14 protein-coding genes are annotated in these 24,118 nt (G+C 44.0%); 6 read left to right on the top strand and 8 right to left on the bottom strand.

Going from position 1 to position 24,118, the window contains the following annotated elements:
• Positions 1-103: 103 nt before the first annotated feature.
• Positions 104-2,485: a phosphoenolpyruvate synthase gene (ppsA, locus tag PSBA01_RS00565; RefSeq protein WP_186474739.1), complete on the bottom strand. Its 2,382-nt coding sequence runs from the start codon at positions 2,483-2,485 to the stop codon at positions 104-106.
• Between the two features lie 596 nt (positions 2,486-3,081).
• Here ppsA and PSBA01_RS00560 point away from each other — a divergent pair.
• Both PSBA01_RS00560 and sthA read left to right on the top strand, forming a co-directional pair.
• Complete coding sequence (locus PSBA01_RS00560; RefSeq protein ID WP_071001320.1) at positions 3,082-3,978, top strand: pyruvate, water dikinase regulatory protein; 897 nt, start codon at positions 3,082-3,084, stop codon at positions 3,976-3,978.
• A gap of 158 nt (positions 3,979-4,136) precedes the next feature.
• Positions 4,137-5,786, top strand: coding sequence for a Si-specific NAD(P)(+) transhydrogenase (sthA, locus tag PSBA01_RS00555; protein WP_186475385.1), 1,650 nt, complete (start codon positions 4,137-4,139; stop codon positions 5,784-5,786).
• Positions 5,787-5,892: 106 nt separating this feature from the next.
• Here the strand turns inward: sthA and PSBA01_RS00550 are convergent, their stop codons facing one another.
• From PSBA01_RS00550 to PSBA01_RS00530, 5 genes are all read right to left on the bottom strand, one after another.
• On the bottom strand, positions 5,893-7,080 hold the full coding sequence (locus PSBA01_RS00550) for an ABC transporter permease (RefSeq protein WP_071001324.1): 1,188 nt from the start codon (positions 7,078-7,080) through the stop codon (positions 5,893-5,895).
• Positions 7,080-8,390: an ABC transporter permease gene (locus tag PSBA01_RS00545; protein ID WP_071001325.1), complete on the bottom strand. Its 1,311-nt coding sequence runs from the start codon at positions 8,388-8,390 to the stop codon at positions 7,080-7,082. The genes PSBA01_RS00550 and PSBA01_RS00545 overlap by 1 nt, the downstream gene beginning before the upstream one ends.
• 3 nt (positions 8,391-8,393) lie before the next feature.
• Positions 8,394-9,593: an HlyD family secretion protein gene (locus PSBA01_RS00540; protein WP_071001327.1), complete on the bottom strand. Its 1,200-nt coding sequence runs from the start codon at positions 9,591-9,593 to the stop codon at positions 8,394-8,396.
• A 48-nt stretch (positions 9,594-9,641) separates the two neighbouring features.
• The gene (locus tag PSBA01_RS00535; protein WP_071001329.1) at positions 9,642-10,508 is read right to left on the bottom strand and encodes a YihY/virulence factor BrkB family protein; all 867 of its coding nucleotides are present in this window, start codon (positions 10,506-10,508) and stop codon (positions 9,642-9,644) included.
• Positions 10,509-10,674: 166 nt separating this feature from the next.
• Complete coding sequence (locus PSBA01_RS00530; protein WP_186474738.1) at positions 10,675-12,351, bottom strand: TolC family protein; 1,677 nt, start codon at positions 12,349-12,351, stop codon at positions 10,675-10,677.
• 804 nt (positions 12,352-13,155) lie between these two features.
• Here PSBA01_RS00530 and glpK point away from each other — a divergent pair.
• From glpK to PSBA01_RS00510, 4 genes are all read left to right on the top strand, one after another.
• Complete coding sequence (gene glpK / locus PSBA01_RS00525; protein ID WP_186474737.1) at positions 13,156-14,766, top strand: glycerol kinase GlpK; 1,611 nt, start codon at positions 13,156-13,158, stop codon at positions 14,764-14,766.
• A 248-nt stretch (positions 14,767-15,014) separates the two neighbouring features.
• Positions 15,015-15,527, top strand: coding sequence for a hypothetical protein (locus PSBA01_RS00520; RefSeq protein ID WP_071001334.1), 513 nt, complete (start codon positions 15,015-15,017; stop codon positions 15,525-15,527).
• Positions 15,528-15,825: 298 nt separating this feature from the next.
• On the top strand, positions 15,826-16,845 hold the full coding sequence (locus PSBA01_RS00515) for an endonuclease/exonuclease/phosphatase family protein (protein WP_186474736.1): 1,020 nt from the start codon (positions 15,826-15,828) through the stop codon (positions 16,843-16,845).
• Positions 16,846-17,082: 237 nt separating this feature from the next.
• Positions 17,083-17,775: a TetR/AcrR family transcriptional regulator gene (locus PSBA01_RS00510; protein ID WP_186474735.1), complete on the top strand. Its 693-nt coding sequence runs from the start codon at positions 17,083-17,085 to the stop codon at positions 17,773-17,775.
• A gap of 73 nt (positions 17,776-17,848) precedes the next feature.
• Here the strand turns inward: PSBA01_RS00510 and PSBA01_RS00505 are convergent, their stop codons facing one another.
• Together PSBA01_RS00505 and PSBA01_RS00500 are read right to left on the bottom strand one after the other, a co-directional pair.
• The gene (locus PSBA01_RS00505) at positions 17,849-18,634 is read right to left on the bottom strand and encodes a hypothetical protein (protein ID WP_186474734.1); all 786 of its coding nucleotides are present in this window, start codon (positions 18,632-18,634) and stop codon (positions 17,849-17,851) included.
• Between the two features lie 123 nt (positions 18,635-18,757).
• On the bottom strand, positions 18,758-24,106 hold the full coding sequence (locus tag PSBA01_RS00500; RefSeq protein WP_186474733.1) for a DUF11 domain-containing protein: 5,349 nt from the start codon (positions 24,104-24,106) through the stop codon (positions 18,758-18,760).
• Positions 24,107-24,118: the final 12 nt, after the last annotated feature.

The raw sequence follows: 24,118 nt of genomic DNA, 5'->3' as shown, positions 1-24,118 counted from the left end.
TCTTAAGACATTATATTAGGGTCTATTTGAAAAAATCAAATAGACCCTAATAGTGGTATCTTTAATGACTGTGTGAGTTACCGCTGCGACTGAACGTAACGGTCTACTTTTCTTCACCAGCTAGGAAGAACCAAGTATCTAGCACAGAATCAGGGTTCAATGATACCGAGCTGATACCTTGTTCCATTAACCAGAACGCTAGATCTGGATGGTCTGATGGGCCCTGACCACAGATGCCAACATATTTGTTTTGCTTACGGCAAGCGTCGATAGCCATAGTGAGCAATTTCTTAACAGCAGTGTCACGCTCATCAAATAGATGTGAGACGATACCTGAGTCACGATCAAGACCAAGCGTTAACTGAGTCAAATCGTTAGAGCCGATTGAGAAACCATCGAAGTACTCTAGGAACTCTTCTGCTAATAGCGCGTTGGTTGGTAGCTCACACATCATGATGATGCGTAGACCATTTTCACCGCGTTTTAGACCATTTTTCTCAAGTAACTCGATTACTTGCGCCGCTTCGCCAGTGGTGCGGACGAATGGAATCATAATCTCAACGTTGGTTAAGCCCATCTCATCACGAACACGTTTTAGCGCTTTACACTCAAGCTCAAAACAGTCACGGAAGTTATCAGAGACATAACGGCTAGCGCCGCGGAAACCAAGCATTGGGTTCTCTTCTGATGGCTCGTACAGCTTACCACCAAGCAAGTTAGCATATTCGTTTGATTTGAAATCTGACATACGAACAATAACTGGCTGATCCATAAAGGCAACGGCTAGGGTTGAGATACCTTCAACCAATTTATCAACATAAAAGTCAACAGGTGAGGCATAGCCTGCGATACGCTCTTGAATGGCTTGTGCGATCTCACGTGGCAAGCTGTTCATGTTTAGCAGCGCTTTTGGATGCACACCGATCATACGGTTGATAATGAACTCTAAACGCGCAAGACCAATACCTTCGTTTGGCATCTGGGTGAATGAGAAGGCGCGATCTGGGTTACCAACGTTCATCATGACTTTGAATGCAAGCTCTGGCATAGACTCAACCGAGTTGGTCTGTACTTCAAAGTCAATCTGGCCTTCATAAATAAAACCAGTGTCGCCTTCAGCACAAGACGCAGTCACGTCTTGACCATCGACTAGCAGTTCAGTGGCGTTACCACAACCAACGATGGCGGGCACACCTAACTCACGCGCGATAATGGCTGCGTGACACGTACGACCACCACGGTTGGTGATGATGGCAGAAGCGCGCTTCATGACTGGTTCCCAATCTGGATCCGTCATATCAGAGACTAATATATCGCCTTCTTCTACTTTGTCCATCTCGTTTAGGTGAGTAACGATACGTACTTTACCCGAACCGATGCGCTGACCGATTGAACGACCTTCACACAATACTTTTGCGCCAGTCGTGTCGATGACATAACGCTCCATGACATTGCTGTCTTGGCGGCTCTTAACGGTTTCAGGACGTGCTTGAACGATAAAGATTTCACCGCTATCACCGTCTTTTGCCCATTCGATATCCATCGCGTGGCCATAATGCTGCTCGATGGTGACCGCTTGCTTGGCAAGAGAGGTCAGCTCTTCGGTAGTCAAAGAAAACTGCATGCGATCTTGTTTTTCAACATCGACCGTTTTCACTGATTTTGCGGTGCTGCCTTCATCACCATAAACCATTTTCTTGTGCTTGCTGCCTAGGTTACGACGAATAACGGCAGGCTTACCATCGGCTAGCAGACGTTTTGAGATGTAGAATTCATCTGGGTTAACCGCGCCCTGTACAACCATTTCGCCAAGACCATAGCTTGACGTGATGAACACGACTTGATCAAAACCGCTTTCGGTATCAAGCGTGAACATAACACCAGCAGCACCAGTCTCTGAGCGCACCATACGCTGTACGGCAGCGGACAATGCCACACCTTCGTGCTCAAAACCTTTGTGTACACGGTAAGAGATCGCACGGTCGTTATATAGCGAGGCAAATACTTCTTTAATAGCAATTAGGACGTTATCAATACCGCGAATGTTCAAGAAGGTTTCTTGTTGACCAGCAAATGACGCATCTGGCAAATCTTCAGCAGTCGCAGAAGAGCGTACCGCAACAGCGATGTCTTCGCCGCCGCTCATGGTTTCGAACGCTTGACGTACTTCTTGCTCAAGATCTTTTGGCAATTCTTGCTCGATAATCCAAGTACGGATTTTTTTACCAGTCGCCGCAAGCTTATTAACATCATTGACATCCAATGTGTTTAGCTCGTTGTTGATTTTTTCTAATAAGCCTGTTTCTGTCAAAAAGCGATTGAATGCGTTTGATGTGGTGGCAAAGCCGCCTGGAACACTAACGCCTAAATCAGAAAGATGGCTGATCATCTCGCCAAGTGAGGCATTCTTGCCACCAACCATTTCGATGTCGTCTTTTCCTAGCTGATCAAGATTGATTACAAGTGCTGTAGATTGCGCTGCCATGATAACTCCAGAAAATAAGGTTATTTAGTAAAGATTATAACGGTGAATTATACCGCCATATTAGGAGGAATTCGAGGGGTTTTACCAAAAAACTTGTTAAAAATACACAAATTGTAGGATTTGCTACACAGAGTAAGGCCAGTCTAATCAAGTTTCGTATTTACTCAGATGAAAAATCTCATTGCTAGTGACGATGTTATGCGCTTTCAAAAGCCAATTACTGCATAAAATAGACGTATTCAAATAAGCCATATTTAGAGTATTTCTATAATTTATGTTTCAATCTTATGTTTATATATAGGAAATGCCATAAAAAATGCCTTGATGAGAGGTGGATTGGCTATGACGACAAGATGAAAAACAATGTTGGTGCTAAGTGTACGCCTGTAACATTAATTTCTATTAAGAAGCTAATATGCGTATAATGTAGCGGATAGATAAGTGATGCATATGGCTATATAAGTATGCAATAGCAGCGCTGCCATCGTTCTGCATTTAAAAGAGATAAGGCAGCCAAAGTTAGATAAATGCTATTAGATCAATACCAAAAATGAAATGAAGATCATTATTGAGTTTTCAACCGAGGTGTCAACGTTATGTACTCAAGCAATCCATCTGAACAAGTCAAGTCCACTATCCAAAATCGTCATGCGCTAAACTTGGACAGCTCACAAGCCATCAGAACGGCATTTTTTATCTCAGATGGCACCGCAATTACGGCTGAGACCCTCGGACGCGCTATTTTGAGTCAGTTTGCCTCGGTCCCTTTTGAGACAAGAGTGTTGCCATACGTCGATAGCTTAGAGCGTGCCGATGATGCCGTAGAGCAGATAAACATGGCGTATCAACGTGATGGGTCGTTGCCGTTGGTGTTTGATACGATCGTCAATCCAGAGATTCGTGAAAAAATCAATTCAGCACACAGCTGTAATTTGGATATGTACGAAGGGTTGATTGGCCGCGTTGCAGAAGAGACTGGCGTAGAGCCAGATGGTCATTCAGGTCATGCGCATGATGATGTTGATTCTGAGACGTATAAAGAGCGTATCGATGCAGTCCATTTCGCCTTAGACAATGATGATGGCGCACGTACTCGTCATTATAATGCAGCAGATATTATTTTGGTGGGTGTGTCACGCTCTGGTAAGACACCGACTTCTCTATATCTTGCGTTACAATTCGGTATTCGAGCCGCTAACTATCCTCTGACCGAAGATGATTTGTACGACAATCAACTACCAAAAGCGCTGCGTGACCATAAAGACAAACTGTTTGGTTTGCTCATTGATACCGATCGCTTGGTAAAAATACGCCAAGAGCGCCGTGCGGGCAGTCGTTACTCAAGTTATCAGCAATGCCAGCAAGAACAGCGCGCGATACAGGGAATTTATATCACGCACGGTATCCCAAGTTTGGATGTATCAGAGATGTCTGTTGAAGAAATTGCAACGCGTATATTACAGATGACAGGTCTTAAACGCCGCATTGGGTAATGGACTATTAATTTTATAATATGTAATCGTCATCAAGTTTGTAAAAAGTCTATTCATGCCTTATGGTGAGTACAACTTTACTAAGCTGCTTGGATATTAAAAATATTAACTCGTGCACATAGATATTAATAGAGCAAACAATACATAAAGAGGACATGATGGTAAGTAAGAATATAAGTGACGCAACCAATGATACTGGTAAAGACGTCCATACTGAAGTATCGAATAAATCTAATGGTCGTTCGCCCAATTCTGAGCATACTGAAGGTAAAGACACAAAACAGAAAATCGAGCAGACTCATGAGCAGGTCACTGAAGATATCATGCATTACCCTGATCTCATCAACCCGCTTGATGACACTCGTATTGATATCAAATCTGGATTTACCAAAGATTCTCGTCGACTAAAAAGTGACGATCACGAGTATGAGTATGATGCGGTGGTTTTAGGTGCAGGTCCTGCTGGTGAAGCCGCTGCCATGAAGCTGACCAAATCTGGTAAAAGAGTGGTCGTCGTCGATCCGCGTGATCAAGTAGGAGGTAACTCTACTCACGTCGGTACAATTCCTAGTAAAGCATTGCGCCAATCAGTATTTAACTTAATTAACTTCCGTCGCGACCCGATGTTTACCAAAGCGATGGAGTATAAGCAAGTTCCGCTAAATGAAGTATTGGCTAAGGCGCGTCAAGTAATCCGTCGTCAAGTCAGTACGCATACCCGTTTTTATGAGCGCAACCGTATCGAAGTTATTCAAGGTTGGGCAAGTTTTATTGACGCTCATACGCTGCGCATTGAAGTCGATGACAATGTCTACGAAACTATTACTTTCAATAAAGCCATCATTACTGTCGGTAGTCGTCCTTACCGTCCTGATATTTTAGACTTTAAACATCCACGCGTTTTTGACTCTGACAAAATCTTGCAAATGGATTATGTGGTCAAAAAAATCATCATCTATGGTGCAGGGGTGATTGGCTGTGAGTATGCGTCTATCTTTACGGGTCTTGGCTACAAGGTTGATCTAATCAATAACCAAGATCAGCTGCTCAACTATTTGGATAGCGAAATTAGCGATGCGATCGCGCATGACTTTAGACAGTTCGGTGTGCTTATCCGCAGTAATGAAGAGATTGATCATCTCGAGACTCATGATGATTATGTGGTCTTGCACTTAAAGAGCGGCAAGCGCATCAAATCAGATGCCATTCTTTGGTCAAATGGTCGCTCAGGTAACACAGAAGGCTTAAACTTAGAAGCCATTGGGCTAAAAGCAAATAGCCGTGGTCAGTTAAAAGTAGATGATACTTACTGTACGGACGTCGACAATATTTATGCTGCTGGTGATGTCATCGGTTGGCCATCATTAGCCTCTGCTGCCTATGATCAAGGTCGCTGTGCTGCTGCCTTTATGGTCGGTGATAGTGATGCCGAGCCAGTATCTAGTGTCCCAACTGGTATCTATACCATTCCTGAAATCTCTTGTATCGGTAAAACAGAGCAGGAGCTAACGGATGAGAAAGTTCCGTATGAAGTGGGTCAAGCGTTCTTCAAACATCTGGCACGTGCCCAAATCATTGGTGAACGCTCGGGCGTATTAAAGATATTGTTCCATCGTGATACGTTAGAAATTTTAGGCATTCATTGCTACGGCAACCATGCTTCAGAGATTATTCATATTGGTCAAGCAGTGATGAAGTGCAAAAGCAACAATACGCTTGAGTATTTTGTAAATACGACTTTTAACTATCCAACGATGGCAGAAGCGTATCGTGTGGCTGCGCTTAACGGTTTGAACCGAGTATTTTAATGTTTAAAAATGACTCAAAGTGAAAGTGTCATATGTATAAAGAAGCGCCTGCTAATATTAGCAGGCGCTTCTTTATGCTCATAGATTTAATTAACTTAAAGATTTATCAGTAGGCTTTTTTTTGCGGAATACGCTTGCGTAAAAATAGCAATAAAACAAAATAGAGCAACCACAAGCCTGCCAACGCATAAAACCCTATGGCGACTTGAGAGATACTTGCACCCATTTGGTTAAGCTGTACAGAGGTGTTGATCGCAGGGGTAGTTGGTACGATCCAGCGTATTACTTGCAAAACTTGGGGCAACTGGTCGGCTGGCCAAGGGTAGCCGCTTAAGAAGAATATCGGTAGGGAGATAAAGATTAAGATCTGCATACTGCGCTCACGCTGCCGGAACCATAGCCCAAGTACACAGCCGAGCGTTGCGACTGTCGGACAAAACAGTGCTAAAAACAATAGCGTTCCGAGCATATTTTGCCCACGTGGATAATGATGCAGCTCAAACGCCCAACCATAATAAAAACAGCCAATGATAAAGCTTAGCGTGCTCAGCGCTGTGATACGTCCGAGCCAACCGCGTACACTCGCAGCATGACGCCGCTGCTCATACCAAGTGCCAATCAGCATGGCGGTTGCCATCAATAGTGTCTGTTGTAAGATAATGACGGAGACGGCTGGTACGACGTAGGCACCGTAGCCTTCAGTTTGATTATAAAGTGGCATGATTTGTAGTGGTACTGCTTGAGCGCTCTGTGCTGCGGTGGGTGCATAAGCGCCTTTAGCGATATTTTTCTTTACCTTGATCCCCGCTGATACGGTACCAACTGCTTTAGAGAATCCCAGTTGGACGTTCTTATTTAAAATAAAGTAGCCGCCATTGCCGAGGACGCTAACATACGCTTGCTGTCCTGACATGACTTGTTCTTCAAGGCCGCTTGGAATCACCATATAGCCTGCAATTTGATCGGACCATATGGCTTCTTTGGCCGCTTGTTCATTGATAAAGTGCTCAGTATCTAGATATGGACTGGCACTTGCATAACGAGCGAGCGTGCGCGACAAGTTACTATTGTCATGATCAACAATACCCACTGGTACATGGTTGACCACTTCAGTTGAGTAGGGCCAAGGATAGAAAAACCCATAGATAATCGGGGCAATAATCAACATCAAAAGCACGCCTTTATCCCCAAAGACATCTTTTATAGTTTGAGAGAAGCTTGCCCAAAAAGTCTGCGCAGTTAAAGAAGTGGTGGCTTTAGCGTTGTTTTGCTTGGTATTTAAAGGTGATGACATCAGCGTGCTCCCCAGCGTTCAGGATGCGCCAATGCGCGTTTGGTCAATAGGGCTGTCAGTAGCATGGCGATGATAGTGGCAAGCGCCAGACCGTAGACAATAGGCACAGAGATAGCAATAGGCGCTTGCATTTGTAACTGGGCAATATGTAGCTTGAGGTAATGTGTCAGTGGCAATGCATTTGACCAGTATTGCGCGCTATCACTAATCGCAATATAAGGAAAGGTCACACCAGCAAAGGCATAAGAAGGCGCTGAAATAAAACCAGTGGTTGACAAACCCATACGCAGTGAAAAGGAGTTCAAAGTAAAAATAGCACCAAGCCAGAATGACAGTATCATCAAACACAATAGGCCGATATATACTGCGATGATTGACCCAATGCTTATATTTTGGTTCGACGTTACAAGCCACAATACCAAAGCCGACCATAAGCTATAGGCCAATATTGGCCAAAAATACTTACCCAATAGACCGGATAGCAATACTGATATACTCACCGAATTGGGCATTTTTGAGTCTGATGATGGTGCAGTGTTGTTGGTGCTATCTTGTGTGGTGTTTAACGCAGCTGCTTTTTTAGAGGATTTAACCAAAGCTAAGTCAGGTGTACCTGTACTGATAAAGCGATACCAGTGACCAATATTTTTATCGCGCAGCTCGCGACCAATGGTGGTTGCCCCGACGACCATCGCTAATATGTGTAGCAGGGCAGGTATGACGGTCGATGCCAAAAACTGCTGATAATCGGTTGCAGCATTGAACAAACTAATACGCTGGATACTGATAGGCGAGTAAGCAGTCATGGCTTGCGACGGCCCTACGCCTTGCTTTACCAATCGTTTGATCTCTACCCCTGCGGATAAGGTGCTAGCGACTGCTTGGACAGCCGTTTGAATAATGCCAGAGTGCGTACCGTACTGGGCGTTTACTTGTAGGATTAAAGGGGCAGGCTTGTTAGATAAAATGTTACGCGAAAAGTCTTCAGGAATGATGACAACCGCATAAATATCACGTTGCAAGATCGCAGCCTCTGCATCCGCTGGTGAATAATAAAGTTGTCTAACCGTAAGCGTAGGACTGGCTTCTAAGTAACGTACGGTAGTATTGGCAACAGCACTATTGTCTTGATCGATCACTCCAATGGGTAAGTCAGTAATCTGCGTTTGTGAAAATATCCACCAAATCAGCAGCACTGTGGCTAGTGGTATCCATACCACCATACTAAGGTCCCAATGGTTTTTGGCTAAAAAACGGCGCTCATAAGCGGCGCTACGTAAAAAAGCCTCACTTAACTTAGTCAAGTGCATGGCCTACTCTTGGTTCTGATTGATAGGATTAATATGCACAACCACACTCATTCCTGAGCGAATGCGAGTATCAGGCGTGGATGGTCGTGCTTTGACCTCAAAGGTACGCACATCAAAACCATCATCATTGTTGGTCGGTCGCCAAGTGGCAAAATCAGATAAGGTCGATGTCGCATAAACAGTAAACTGCTTGCTATAAGGCTTATCTGCTGATGATAATGCGGGAATAGTACCTGTAAATGTCTGACCGATAGCGAACTGGTTTAAATACGACTCAGTGACATTGAGCACTACCCATTGGTCATTGGTATCCACCAACGTCAGCAAAGGAACGCCTTGACCGATGACTTCTCCAGCACTAACGATGACATTGTCCACAACACCAGCGATAGGGCTCTTTAGATTGGCCTCTTCTTTTGCTGCCAGTGCTTCATCTAGCTGGGCATCAACTTGTGCGACTTGAGCGGTAGCCGCTGATTTGTCTTCACTGCGAGCACCTTCTAATGCCAAATCATATTGCAAACGTGCGGCTTCAGTTTGGTCTTGAGTGGCTAGGTATTGGGCATAAGCCTCATCGCGTTTTTGCCGTGCCATCAATCCTTCTTCATACAGACGATTGACACGCTGATAGGTGTTTTCTGCCAAATCAGACGCGGCTTTATTGGCTTGCCAAGCGGCTTTGGCTTGAGCGATCTCTTGCGGGCGTGCCCCGTTTTCTGCTTTGTCCAATTGACTTTGTGCGATTTGCTTACCAGCACGTGCTTGGTTGATCTTAGCGTTAATCTCAGGCGAATCCATCTCAATGAGTTGTTGACCCACCGTAACCGTATCACCTTCTGTCACCATAATGTTAGCAATGCGGCCTGCTACCTTTGCAGCGATAGAGGTTTGCTGCATTTGCATTTGCCCTTGGAGGGTAATGACTTCTGGTTCATTATGCTGATTGCTTTTATATAAACCGTATGCAATTGCGCCAAGAACACCTAATACAAACAGTACGAGCAATATCTTTTTCATACGAGCAGATTTATCAGCTTTTGCGTTGCCCCGACTATAAGCGGGTACAGATTGCTCTGGAACGTCAGACCCACTAGATACATTTTCTATTGGATCGACGGAGGCTTTTGTATCTTGAGAGGTCACTGACTCGTTTGAATCAACTGATTTATTTGAGTTGTCTGATTCGTTTGGAAATTCAGTCATGACGGTGTGATTCCTAAAGCAGCAAAGTTGAGAACAAAGGATTTATGATTAGTACACTCGAACAGCATAAGGTTTGGCATTGTCTATGGCTTCAGAATTAAAAATCGCACCAAAAGCGACGACAAAGGCTGAATAATATAGCCAAAGCATAATGACCACCGCCGCTGATAGCGCCCCAAATTCAGCACTATAGTTGTTGAAGTTTTGCACATAAATCGAAAACAGTACGGACAATATAATCCAAAGAATGGTCGCGAGCGTTGCTCCTGGAACCAGTTTTTTTAGTGCAACGGCATCGCGATTTGGCGCGAGACGATAAAGACTTAAAAAGCTTAAAAAGATAATACCCGCCAATACAGGCCATCTGGCCCACAGTGCAACCGTTTCAGCCACTTGAGGGAAGGGGAAGTAATTCGCTGCTACAGGGATAATAGCAATAGAAGACACCGCTATTATCAAGACGACTACTGCACCAAAGGTCAGGCTCACTGCTCGAACCGTGCCTTGTATAAAGCTGCGCTCTTGGGTGATATGAAAAGCGAGATTGACAAGGGCAATTAAAGATTTGATGCCTTTGGAACCAGCATAAAGGGCAAGTAAGGTCGATATGATCAGGCTAAATGTCAGCGTGGATTTGGTATTAGAGACCAACTCGCTCAGGCGCGAATTGAGGACTTCGTACACTGTATCAGGTATAAACGGACGCAAAATGGAGATATGCTCCTGCATCTCAACGGGTGAAAATACGAGACCATAAATCAGCACAAATACCGCCATTGCTGGAAAGATGGATAAAAAACCAAAAAATCCGACACTGGCGCAATGTGCCCAAACATTAGTGGTATTCGCAATAGGCCACGTTTGTAGCAAAGTTTGTAGCCAATTATTTATCGATTTGGACGTTGGTTTTTTCATAAAACAGTGATTCACTATAGTAATAGTATGGTTTATTGAGCGTTATTGTTTGATAGCGTCATGCTGGTTTGGTATATATCTTCGCTCATTAGCCTTATAACACTTAAAAGTTGAAACGACGACATAGCGCTTATTCGTATACTTTATAAGCTTTCATATACAATCATCATTCAGTGTACAAAGTCGGCAGCTGGATATCAGCGGCATTGAGGTACGCATTAAAAGCCAGTGGCGTACCGCAGCTTTGCATGAGTGCGGCCAATGACTGTACATAGTCGTTTGCTGCTTGCGCTTGCTCAGTACGTGCTTTGAGTGATTGTGTTTGCGCTTGTACCACATCGACTGTGGTGTTCACGCCTTCTTGCAATCCTAAGCGGCGCAATCTTAACACTTCTGCAGCCAAATCAACGTTACTTTGTAGCGCTTGATAGCGTGATTGAGCATTATTAACATCGTGCCAGTTTTTTTCTACCAGCAGTAGCAGGTTATCACTGACTTCAATCTCAGAAAGATCTGCCTGACGTATTTGAGCATTGCTTGATGCCAATGACGCGGTTTTATCCAGTCCGCCCCATAGCTTCCAACTGGCAGAGATACCAGCGACCCAGCTTGGGTCTTTTTCGAGCTGACCATAACCATATAGCAAGACTGTCGGCTTGTAGCCAGTATCTGATAATGCATGCAACTGCTGAGCCTGCGCGCGTTTGGCGGCGACCTTTTGTAATCCTGGATGATTATTCAGTGCCAAATCCTGAAAATAGCTAACATCCGGTAGGGGACGGCTAGAGACAAATAATGGCGTCGTCGGCTTAATACGATAATCAGTACGTAGCAATCGCTGTAGCGCAATCATGGCTAAGCGCGCGTCGTTATTGGCATTGACGGATTCGCTTTTGGCATCGGCAAGCGCAGACTGTGCTTCTAGTCTATCGACGCGCGAAATAAAGCCTTCTTCAAACAAGCGTTCTGCCATATGATCCGTTTGCTGCAAGGTATCGTAAGCATCCTCACGTAAGTAAGCGGCAATGATCGCCAATTGGGCCTTAAAATACCGTTCAATTAACGTATTATAAAGCTCGTTTTTATCAAGGATGCTATCGGCGACTGCTTCTTGTGTGCGTGCATCTGAGGCGCCAGTCAATGCGTCCGTACGTCCAGCTGTATAAATAGGCCAGACCACACCAAGACCTGCGCCCGTCGTCGATCCTGAGCGCTTAATATTATAAGAGTCTGGAATTCGCTCACCGACCAACTCCCCAAAGTTTGGTAAATCTGGCAGGTCTGCAATCGGAGGAACCGCGTTATCGACGGTATTATTTACTCCGTTGACGATACCGTTTCTAAGAGACGATAGATCTATATCCTCATCAAGATGGTAAGCACTGGCAGAGACGCGCGCAAATACGAGGGGGTTGTCGATGGTTCTGAGGGCCTCAGTTTGGTATTCGCTGGCAGCGATGGCTGCTTGATTGGCCGCTATTTTGGGCGAGACTTGAACCAAAAGCTTTTGCGCTTGTTCTAGGCTTAAAAAGCTAGAGACTTCTAATGGATAGCTATTATCCACGGCTTTGTGTGTGATTGGATCGATAAGGGTGTTTAATGCACTGTGCTCAGCATGAGTCTCTGCTAATGTATGACTAGGTGCCATTGCTGTCTGAGCTGTCTGAGCTGTCTGATTATTAATCTGACCATCGGCATCCACAATTTTTGTCACAGTCACCGGTGTCATGTCATCTGATGATTCTATATTATCTGAGCCCGTGCTCGCATAAGTCACTATAGGGCCGCTCATGAGTGCAACTGTCATCATAGCAGTCGGTAGCGCTGATAAAGTGAATTTCATAAGTCACATAAGCCATTAATTAGAATGTAAGGTATTATAAAATAACGGACAGCATTAATAGATTTTATCGCTCAGAATATAAAGCGGTCATACTATTATAAACGATTTGCTAGTAAGCGAATAAATGATGCTGAAATAAAGTATTTGTACTGAAATATCAGAATGCTTTTTAATAAAGTGCGTGCTAATACGAAAGCGCTAAAAATGTATCATTCAAAACAAGGCGTACACTGTATAGCCACAATGGTGACGGGTCAATGCTCAGTATTCTGCTACTCTCTATTGTGTCATCCCTAGCGGTATGATAGAGGTTTGAGCTGTTTTTTAAATATTCGTTTATAAGTAACATCATAGCGAATAAGACGTCTTAGAGTTAACCAATTTAAATTAACGTGCTGTTATTTTTATCATTAGGGCGTGTTGAACATTCGACCATGGCACTGACAGCGACTATTTTTTAGGCGATTCGATGTTAAAAATAATAAGTTTAGTCACTCTAAGCGCTTATTTTTAACGATGAAGCGGCAAAAAAGAGTCCTGTCCCCTGCTTTTATCGTTGGGGCTGATGCTAAAATTGCCCCATACTGCGTTACAAATCTCGCTAAGGCATCTGCATTATCGTCACTTTGTGCCTTGTCTGGAACCATTTTAGCGATCAGCAGTGCCTATTTGCGAATGTTCAACACGCCCTAAATAATTTGGCCAGTCATTTATAAAATATACAGTGATTGATTAACAGCAAATAATGAATAGCCACTGGTTTTTATCAAATAGAACCAACAATATCAGTAGAGGATATGCGTAATGGCAGGATATATTTTGGCGTTAGATCAAGGGACAACGTCGAGTCGAGCGATATTATACGATGATCATGCACGGCCTATTAAGATGGCACAACAGCCAACGACGCTGCAAACGCCAAAAGCGGGATTTGTTGAGCAAGACGCACAGCAAATCTGGCAAACTCAGATTAGCTGTGCGCATGATGTTATCAATCAGGCAGGGTTGCTTGCTACTGATGTCACCAGTATCGCGATTACCAATCAACGCGAGTCTATTGTCATGTGGGACAAGCAAACAGGGAAACCGCTCGCACCCGCTATCATTTGGCAAGACAGGCGCACGGCAAACTATTGCAAGACACTCGCTGCTGAAAGCGCTACCAATAGTATGGATGATAGCGTTCATCAGGGTGCTGATAGCGCCAATATGGCCGATGAGGTTCAGCGCATCACAGGTCTGCGCTTAGATCCGTACTTCAGTGCCAGTAAAATTGCTTGGCTGCTCGAAAATAATCCCAAACTCAGCGTACGTGCGAGTAAAGGTGAGATAGCAGTTGGCACCATCGATAGCTGGCTGATTTACAAGCTAACTGGCGGCGAGCATGTCATCGACGTGACCAATGCTTCTCGTACTTTGCTATTTGATATTCATAAATTGGCTTGGTCAGAGACGCTTTGCGATCGGTTTGCCATTCCTATGACTATATTGCCTAAGGTACTGCCATCTGACGGTGATTTTGGCAAAACCAAAAAAGGCCTATTTGCAAAGCAAATACCCATTCAAGCCGTGCTCGGCGATCAGCAGGCCGCGCTTTTTGGGCAAGGCTGTCTCGATGCTGGCATGGCCAAAAATACTTATGGCACAGGGTGCTTTATGCTGATGAACATTGGTCAGCAGCCAAAACTGAGCGAGCACAAGCTGCTAACCACCATCGCATGGCAGCGAAAAATATCGCCAACTCGTCCAGACAATTTATCATTTGATCAAATCTTACAGTCAGGTAAGCGAATGCTACAGCCACCCAAAAAAGAAGTTACCTATGCCTTGGAGGGTAGTGTTTTTATGGCAGGAGCTATCATCCAATGGCTACGTGACAATTTGGGTATGATTCAACAAAGTAGCGATGTTGAAGATTTAGCTCGCCAAGTAGACAGTAGCGAAGGTGTGGTGCTATTACCTGCTTTTACCGGATTGGGTGCGCCTTACTGGCGTTCTGATATCAGTGCTAGCATCACTGGTATGAGCCGCGGTACTACTAAAGCCCATATTGCCCGTGCTGCGTTGGAAGCAGTTGCCTACCAGACTTATGATGTACTCATCGCCATGCAAAAAGACAGCCCTCATCCCTTGACTGAGCTGAGAGTAGATGGCGGCGCGGCAAATAATGATTTGCTGATGCAGTTTCAGGCAGATTTGCTAGATGTTCCGGTGCTACGTCCAAGAGACACAGAGATTACGGCAAAGGGTGCAGCACTACTCGCTGGTTTAAAGACTGGGCTTTACGATGAGTCAACCATGAAAGCATCATGGCAAGTAGATCGTATTTTTGAGCCAAGTATGTCGATTGATGCTCGTGAGCAACACCTTGATAAATGGCAACGTACCATCGCAAGGTCATTAATGCAGATATAGGGTTGATTTCTATAGTAAATTTATCAATGCTAATCTCTTATGATTACCCAAAATATGAGCGCACCGTACATAGACGTCATAAAGATACAGGCTGTAACGCAATGTAATCGCAATACGGACACAGTTTACATAATCAGGCTATCTGTCTCTACCTATAAGTTTCTATACTTCAGTTGGATTTAGCAATATCGCTAATCTTTTAGCAAATAAATAATTCAACAAATAATAAATAATTTAGGGACAATACTATGAGTAACCATGACGCTATCGATCGCAGTGAAGTAAAAAACATGTCTAAAGAGACAAAAGAAGATTTGAATGCAGACATTATTACAGGTGAGCCAGGCTCACATCCAGTAGGTACAGGTATTGGCGGTGTAGGCGGTGCAGCAGCAGGTGCAGCCATCGGTACTATGGCAGGCCCATTAGGTACGCTCATTGGTGGTGCAATCGGTGCAGTTGTTGGTGGCGGCGCAGGTCATGCAGCAGCTGAAGCCATTGATCCAACCCATGAGGAAGCTTACTGGCGCGCAGAGTATGCCAATGCTGATTATTACAAAGAAGGTTACGAGTTTGATCGCGACCTACACCCAGCGTATGCGGTAGGCTATGCAAATCGCGCTCGCTATCCAGTAGATGCACGTTTTGAAGATCATGAAGCCGACTTAGAGCGTTCATGGAATGAAGTGAAAGGCGATTCTCGTTTGGCGTGGGATGAAGCGCGTCTAGCATCACGTGACGCATGGCATCGTGTATCGTAGTACGTGTTTTACAAGAAAGTCAGATGTTAAAAAGACTTATGAATATGACTACTGTTTACTCAATGACTTTAATAGATAGCTAACTTAGCAGACGAGCTGTCTCTTAAAAAAGCTGACAATAGATTACTATTTCGTTGCTGAAAATAGATTGATTGTACGATTGGTTCTATTAATGACTTTGACCAGCAGTATGTATGTTATTTTAAAACTTCCAAAGTCAACCTTTGGGAGTTTTTTTGGCATAAAATTTGCTATGAATCCATATGTATGAATATAATATAAGAAAAACAGGGGACTTATGACTAATAATGACGGTAGTAAACAGTTTTATATTGCCACAGCTAATTTATTGAACTTTGCTAACCCTAATCGCATTTATTATGAGAATGCCCCAGCTTATGATAATAAAGCCTATGAGCATAAGCGACGTGGTCTGACAGATCTGCTGGCTAAAGCACACGCTGATATCATTGCCGTACAAGAAGTATGGGATAGTAATGCACTAGAAGCACTAGCTGTCGCACTAGGATTCAAACCAGAGCAGGTGGTTATTCCGCTTGCAAGCAATGACACTGCAAGTCCATATACTCAAGGTAGAGGCGCACAGCATACACCAGCCGTTGGTATTATTAGTCGATTTGAGCAATTAGAGACGACCTTATTAGAAGAGATTGCACCAAAAGCTGTGATTGATATCCCCGATATCGGGCCTCATCAGCATTTTAATCGTCCACCTTTGATATTGCGTGTTGACGCATATGGTCAACCAATAACGATCATCACGGCGCATCTAAAAAGTAAACGTGCGTTTTTCTTACGTGACGAAAATGGTAACCTATTAGAAGACATGGATGATCCAAATATCCGTATTCGTGCCAAGCTTCGTAGTTTGTGCATGCGTGCTGCAGAGGCGGCATCTATTCGTATGTCGATCATGGAACGTTTGCATCACACGCGTGAGCCATTGATACTGCTTGGCGACATGAATGATGTGACTGGTAGCGTAACGACTCAGCTGATGACTGAGACTGGCGAGGTTAATTATGATAAAAGTATGCGTGATGTCGCACTTTTTGACGCCGCTCGTATTCAAGCTCGCTATGGTTGGATGAAAGATGTGGCTTACACCCATATTCATCAAGGTATGCCAGAAGTGATCGATCAGTTATTTGTTTCAGAAGAGTTCTTACCTGATAGCAAGTTTTCGCTCGGTCGGGTTGAAAGAGTTGATTATTTCAATGACCATCTTAAGTGGGATTATTCAGATAGGGTGACTGATCATGGTATTATAAGAGCGAAAATTAAACTGAATGATTAACTTCATAAAATTAGATAGTTAACTCTAGTAGAGTGTTAATCGATACATTAACTTTTAACCCATTCATGTCCCTTGCTTGATAGTGTACAAGCGTTTATGATGCCTCCTCATTGAGGTTAGTAGCGATAACGTTGGCTCTACATTTGAGCCACTCGTTGATTCTCCAGTGATTTAGGACGAATGCTACTCAATGAAGATTGTATTTATGAAATAGGACGTAACATTAAGAGATTTACGATGAGTGATAACAAAGACGAAAAAATTGAAGATGTGTTAGTAGATTCGGAGTTGGCAAAAAAACTTGTACCAAACAAGTTTAAATTTACCAGCCAACAGGGCCGCGCACGGCGTCAAAAACTTTTGGCTGGTGCCAAAAAGTTGAGTGAAACACAAGCTATTAATGATATTACTCTAGCAGCTGTGTGTGAAGAAGCAGGCATACCAAGAGCTTCTGCTTATCATTTCTTCCCTAACATTGAAGCAATATTTTTAGCATTGCGCTTTTTGAATGCGATTGAAATATTAGAGATGGTAGAAACCGTTGATATCGGCAACTACGATAGATGGCAAGGATATTTAACCGCGCTGATTGATCAGTGCGTAACGATCTTCCATAACGATGAGACCAAAGCCAAACTTATTTATGACACCAATACGCCTGATTTTGAAGGTGATGAATTTGGCGAAGATATAGACCATCAAATTGTTGACCTGGTCTATAAGCGTTTATCAGAGCGTTATGAGATGCCAAATTTTGAGGATATCCAAAACACGCTATTGATTGCTTATAGTATTGTTAATGCGATATTTACCTTGTCTTATCGTCGTCATCAGACCATTACGGATGACTATATTCAAGAAGCAAATACCGCATTTATCGCGTACTTACGCTGCTATCTACCAGAAAAACTACCACGTAAAAACCGCTAATTTTATCTATATTAGACACAAAAAAGCCGACAAATCTGTCGGCTTTTTTACCTCTGTTATTTAATAAGGCGCTTTAATTATTAGGCGTTAGATCTTGTCCGCGGCAGATATCATCACTGGCATCTAAAGGCGCATACTGCTTGTAGTAGCTGACGATAGATTGCTCTAAAGCCACGTTAGTCTGTGAATCATGAGCATTCACGTAAGCTTCGCGTGCTTGCTCAAGCCAGCGATCTGCCATACGAAAATGTATGCCTGACTCGCGCCACCCTCGCTTACATTGATTGGTCGCCGCCCAAATTAACGCCACTTCACTAAATGCCATCTCACGTGGCGCTGACTCTATACCGCCACTTTCTTTCAGCGCACTCAGCGTCGCCCACAGATCAGGTCGCATTAGAGCAGAGGTAGTAGGGATATCTTGCTGTAGTTTGATGCTTTGCGCTGTATCGTTCTTTAGCGATTGTAAGATAGACTCTGCCGTTTCTGCCGCAACTACGCCCGCAGCTGAGCGGTTATTCATACTGTCTTGATGGATCGCATAAGTAAGCCATGCTTGTGCTTTGTAAGCGAGGTACTGCTGATGAGCGGTTTTGTCTTTTTGCTGATAGGGCTGTAGTTGCTCTACCATACAGTTGAGTACACGTTGCTGCGTGCTTTGATATTTATAAGAAGGGGCTTGAGCCTGAATATCATCACGACAGTCTACAGCACTATTCGCATCAACGATTTGAGACGTGTTGTTAGCGATGCTATCTTGTGCTGAAGCAAGGGATACGACACTCAAAAGTAACAGTGCCGAGAGTGCAGTATGTACTGGTTGTTTATAAGCAGTGGTTTTAATGGCAGCTTTAAACATGATGCAAACCTTATCTGAAGGTAATGAGTGTGGGTATTTACCATTATTAGGGCTGACTCTGCGACTCCTGTCTAATCGCTTATTATATTGCCAGTAGACAGGAGTTAAGACGCTATCATTAGCTTACAAGGTAGTCGTATTAACTTGCGTAGAGTCACTGTTTAAACGCTTGTTCTTAAGTGGGTCTTCACGCTTGAATAGATTTTCATCAAACTTAAAGCGCAATCTAAAGTAAGCCCCTTCTTGAGTACTGTCGTCATAGGCGATGTCTTCATCTTCAAAGCCCATAAAATTATAGCCAAGTGACAACCAAAGGTTGGTCATTGGGCTATAGCCCACTTCAGCACCTAACATATAAGACAAATCATCTGCTTGCTTATTCCAGTAAGTACCCGCTTGCAAACCGACATCCCAACGTTCGCTAATATCGTACAGACCGCGACCATAAACGGCATGAGCAGTATTGTCACTGTTAATATTGTCTGCTTCATATTCTGTATACTTACCCGCATAGCGACCAGACAAGGTTAAGGCACGCGTTGGATGGTAGTTACCATTCCATGACCAGACAGTGGTGTCTTTTTGATAAGTATCATTACCCGTGTTATTGTCATCTAAACGATACTCAAGCTTTGCAAGCATGTCTAGTTGATTGCTGTCGTAATCACGATAAGCGGCACCAAGTTGGAAACGATTAATCGTGCGATCACCATCATTATAGTCGATGCGCGAATAGGTATCTTTGGCCAATAAGGTGATCTCATCGGTATAACGATAGGCAATACCTGCGCTACCAAGTAAGGTGTCGCTTGTCTCGCCCCAACGTTTCTCGACACGTCCTGATGCTTTGTAGTTTTCTTTGGCAAGATACTCAACGCCAAAACCTGCCGCCGTGGCGGTGTTGTTATCTTCGCCTTCTAATGACTCAACGCGCTCAAACAGTGTATTAAGGGTCAAGCCTTCTTGCACGTACCATTTGTTTTTTAGACCGATAGCGGCCTCCGCTTCACGCGCACTGATTGCATCACGCATGCGGTATTCGCTATACACTTTACCGTCTTTCATATAATTGGCGTCAAAGCCAACAACGGTACGTTGACGCTCATCAGTATCATCAAGACCATAGCTACCAGACAAGCTATTGATCAAATCATGACGTGCATACAGACGACCCAAGCCACCGATTGGCATCTCACCACCGATGGACGTCGCGTTACGTGAGCTATTTTCGATATCTTGCTCATACTCTGCAAACACCAAGCTATTATTTAGCTTGGGTAGACGAGAAGTGATACGGGCACGAACCGTTGTGCCTTCGATGTCTTTGTCCGCATCACTAACGCTATTCAATGCTGACTGGTTGATAATGTCATCATTGAACAGCGTGTCATCAGTAACATCTACCACATCTGTGGCTGCTTGGTTGTTGCGTGAAGCGGCAGTGGCATCTTGTTTGTAGTAACGCACACCGATTTCACCAACGACATTTTCACTCAAGCGTTGCTCGATACTGGCTTGTACGCCTTCACGACTCGCGTCAGTAGTATGATCCTTGGTACGCACACCTTCTAATTTCAACGCTGTTTTTTTGTCGTTGAATGTATGGATGACTTCTACGCCAGACTCCGTACGTCCAGCAGTCAGTGGTGATGCACCAGTGACAAATCCTTCATCTGCATCATTGTAATAAGCCTTGGCACGCGTGTCTTTCTTATTATCAAAGTCAAGCTCGACACGTAAGGCATTGCCCTCAACATTATTATCGTCTAATTCTGTGGTGTTGATCTGATTACTTGGCTGAAAATTAGCGTTCTCAGCTTTGTTCATCGCGTATTCAGCGACCAGCTTTAGCTTGTTATTCATCTTGATAACGCTATTGACACTAGCCAGCTCTTCTTTGTTCAATGGGTCGTCGCTATTGATATAGCTACCACCGATAGAGACTTTATTAGTCAGTTGCTGTTTGGCAGCGATACCACCAACCAAATAGTCCTCACCACCTTCGTCGACTTCTACTGTGACACGAATGTAGATAGGATTGCCTTCGAGATCTTGACTCGCAATCGGTGATTTTAGATATAAACTGCGGCTAATCGGGTCTATCTCATAATCAGCAAAACGCGTGAGGGTCTCACGGTTGACGATTAAGCCAGGGTTATTACGGTCGCGAGTGATCACTTCGATAGTTTCCGAGTTCTCTAACACGGCATCGAAGTCTTCAGCTAATGGGTAGGGACCTGAGATACCTAAACCGCGAGTCTCATTAACGCGCTGGCTAGTACTGGTCTCTGCCAAAAACGCAGTCACGCGAGTATTATTATCTTCAAATTGCGCCTTTAGACCAGTCAATGTACGGTTGTATTGACCAAGCTCAATCCCTTCATCATTGTCAATTTGTGTTTTTAGGTCGCCATACATAGCAAACGAGCGGCCTTTGTCCAAACGCACATAGAGCTTACTGGTTGATTGGGCATCAAAGCCCTTAGCCGATGAGTCACCATAGACAGGATAGTATTCGCCAGGCTCGATATCACGGAATAATCGCTCGCCTTTTTTGTCACTGTCATAAGCCAGCGTCAGCAAGTAATCTCCGCGCACTTTGCCTTTCAAGAACATCGCCGCACGACCAGATGCGGTATAGTCATCGTTACCGGCAAAATCATGCAGCTCTTGCTCGAACGCGCCTTGTGCGTCTGTGATATTGCTGCCATCAAAGTCTTTGAGAGAGATAGCACCTTCGACGATACCCACAGCAATGAGTGGACGCAGCTTAGCCGTGAACTGTAGTGGGATAATTTGCTTGCTACTACCCGTATCGATGACCAACTCACCTTTGCCTGGTGCGCTTGGCGCGATGACTGGTATTAATAGCTCACCCCCTGATACAGTAACTTGGGTACCGGCTTGATCTTGGCTGCTGTCTTTCAGATTGATACGACCGATATTAGTATCAAGTGTAAGAGAAGTAGTACCGATATAGGGGCGATTGTCGCGATCTTTTAGACTAATAACAACCTGATATTCGCTGATACCATCTGCTGGGACTAGTTGTGCTTGCGTACGATAATCAATCGCTTGCAGACTATCAGGTGTCAATACGGTGATGGTCTGCTCGGAAATAGTTTTGCCATTGATGTCAGTTGCCACACCACGTAGAGTATTGCGTCCGCGTTTTAGGTCAACCGCATAATAGTCAAAAGCCATTACATTTTGCTTTTCTTGCTCAGCAGTTTTACCGATTTGCTGCTCTGATATCGCTTTGCCATTGGCGTATAGAGTAAATATTGAACCAAGTGGTGCTTGTACCTGTACCATCTGCTTGTAAGTACTGAGCTGTTGACCTTCATTTAGGTTAATGAAGGTGACATTATTGTTAGCCACTTCTTTTAGATATTCTTCGAGCTCTTTTTCTACTGGAGGTGCAACCGTTGTCACGGCCATGTCTACACGATTGGTCGCATCCCCAATCATGTCGTTGACAATAGCAGAATCACAGTTGTTACCAAGGTCTAGGTCGCCATTGATATTGCAGCCACTTGCATCGACATTATCAGTCGTGTCGGCATCGTAGTTTGGCTCTAATGTTAGCACTGTTTTTACCGCTTGCTCTAGCGTATCATTCTTAGCACTCACTGATTTGCTACGAGCGATTAACTCGGCGTTCAGACGCTCAGTACTATCGCCCATGCCGCCCACAATCGCAAAATCTGCACGATGTAGCTCGCCATATTTCAAATCGACAAAACGGCTGCCAGCATCACCCGCATTACGGTTGCTTTGGGTGACCAGCTCTGTTTCTCTAGGGATCGTCGTGCTATCTACTTTTAGTACGTGTGTTTTGGCACTGACCCCATAAAAGTTGTATTTACCTTCAGGATCGGTCACGATGAAGTTGCCGTTCTCCATATAAATACGGACACCAGCAACCCCAAGCTCGCCGTCTTCTTTTTGCTGAATACCATCACGGTTGATATCGTGATAGACCTTACCAATGATGATACCGTCAGTATTCATGACGCCGCGTTCTACGTCGATTTTCCACTGTGCTTCTCTTGATACTAAGCTTTGGCCTTGCTCATTGTTAGCAACTGCGATTGCGCGGTTGATACCATCACCACCTAGTGATGAAGCACCGATAAGCACACGATAAGTAATTTTTTTACTTTCGCCATTTTCCATGTTTCCTAAGTTCAATACCTGATATTTACCATCAGCTTTAAACTCGGTGGTCTGTGCTTGATTGATATCAATATCAGTCGTTGGACTAACACGTACACTATTCTCAACGTAGTCAAAACCACGTGGTAAGGCATCTTTTAGCTGTACATCGTAAGCAGTAGCGTTACCATTGTTCGTGATATTGATGGTGTAGCTGACATAATCGCCGAGTTCAGCACTTTTTACGTCACTTTCCTTTGTGACAACTAAAGCTGGGTTGTCATCGACGATATTAATTTGTGAGCTCAGGTCACTGATACGCACGGTGAAGTCAGACGCGTTCGGCAGTTCATCAGCACCAGTACCAACCGAAGGGGCGATACAAGCATCTAAACTGACAGTCAATGTGTCGCTGTTCAACGTTTGGATAAGCTTATCGTCAATAGCGTTAGCGTTATTTTGAGTGGCTGCTGATAGCTGATATTTACCTGTGTTATTACCGGTTTCTATAGCTTTAAGTGAATAGCTATCACCACTACCAATGGGCGGGTTAGCTGATTTGATGGTTACCCATACTTGATCAGGCTTGTCAGTTTGTACATTACATTGCGCATAGCTGGCACTGACATAAACGTCATCATTAATTTGTGAAATCGTTTTGCTTTCATCAAATTTAGGAGTGGTGAATTTGATACCAGATTCGATAATGACTAAACTATCGGTCGCACTCACGCTGGTCACTGACGGGTCTTCTAACACAACCGCACCAATCTTAATGTCAGCAGTATCTCCATCCTTACCATTAGCATCTGATAGAGCTTGTACAATAAACTGAATGTTTTCACTCTGACCAAGCTTGATTTGGGCACTCATGTTATCAAGAATCAGTTGTGTATCACCACTATCGACAATGCCGTTGTTATTCAAGTCTTGATAAACTTTCAAATTAGATAGAGTTGGCGATACATCAAGCGTCAGCTCAATAGTCTGATCACTATAGCTAGTATTACTAAGAACATTAACCCAATTCACCAATGTGTTGGGTGCAACAGTACGCACAGGTTGCTGAGTTAAGTTAATACCATATTCAGATAAGGCAGAGGCTTTGACTTGAACTTGGTTTGAAATGCTATTCTGTTTGATAGAATTGACGTCATAAGAAGCATTAGCGATGTTGTTGATAGTTTGTACGAGAGTGGTGGGCGCAGCAAACGCCATATTTGATTGCATAAGCAACATTGCAGCCGTCAGCGCAGAGATCTTCGCTGTATGCAACGTAATACGATTAGACGGTGTCATTAAAGATTTAGTCATATGTCGCTTATC

It is taken from the genome of Psychrobacter sp. KCTC 72983, assembly GCF_014280455.1.
In the GTDB taxonomy this organism is placed as follows: Bacteria; Pseudomonadota; Gammaproteobacteria; order Pseudomonadales; family Moraxellaceae; genus Psychrobacter; species Psychrobacter pacificensis.
The sequence above is the reverse complement of the archived record's forward strand: the minus strand, read 5'-3'. Positions and strand labels throughout refer to the sequence as shown.

Bases quoted from the DNA above. Each gene is read 5' to 3' on its own strand.
- ppsA (WP_186474739.1), bottom strand. From the start codon at position 2,485: ATGGCAGCGCAATCTACAGCACTTGTAATCAATCTTGATCAGCTAGGA.
- PSBA01_RS00560 (WP_071001320.1), top strand. From the start codon at position 3,082: ATGTACTCAAGCAATCCATCTGAACAAGTCAAGTCCACTATCCAAAAT.
- sthA (WP_186475385.1), top strand. From the start codon at position 4,137: ATGGTAAGTAAGAATATAAGTGACGCAACCAATGATACTGGTAAAGAC.
- PSBA01_RS00550 (WP_071001324.1), bottom strand. From the start codon at position 7,080: ATGTCATCACCTTTAAATACCAAGCAAAACAACGCTAAAGCCACCACT.
- PSBA01_RS00545 (WP_071001325.1), bottom strand. From the start codon at position 8,390: ATGCACTTGACTAAGTTAAGTGAGGCTTTTTTACGTAGCGCCGCTTAT.
- PSBA01_RS00540 (WP_071001327.1), bottom strand. From the start codon at position 9,593: ATGACTGAATTTCCAAACGAATCAGACAACTCAAATAAATCAGTTGAT.
- PSBA01_RS00535 (WP_071001329.1), bottom strand. From the start codon at position 10,508: ATGAAAAAACCAACGTCCAAATCGATAAATAATTGGCTACAAACTTTG.
- PSBA01_RS00530 (WP_186474738.1), bottom strand. From the start codon at position 12,351: ATGAAATTCACTTTATCAGCGCTACCGACTGCTATGATGACAGTTGCA.
- glpK (WP_186474737.1), top strand. From the start codon at position 13,156: ATGGCAGGATATATTTTGGCGTTAGATCAAGGGACAACGTCGAGTCGA.
- PSBA01_RS00520 (WP_071001334.1), top strand. From the start codon at position 15,015: ATGAGTAACCATGACGCTATCGATCGCAGTGAAGTAAAAAACATGTCT.
- PSBA01_RS00515 (WP_186474736.1), top strand. From the start codon at position 15,826: ATGACTAATAATGACGGTAGTAAACAGTTTTATATTGCCACAGCTAAT.
- PSBA01_RS00510 (WP_186474735.1), top strand. From the start codon at position 17,083: ATGAGTGATAACAAAGACGAAAAAATTGAAGATGTGTTAGTAGATTCG.
- PSBA01_RS00505 (WP_186474734.1), bottom strand. From the start codon at position 18,634: ATGTTTAAAGCTGCCATTAAAACCACTGCTTATAAACAACCAGTACAT.
- PSBA01_RS00500 (WP_186474733.1), bottom strand. From the start codon at position 24,106: ATGACTAAATCTTTAATGACACCGTCTAATCGTATTACGTTGCATACA.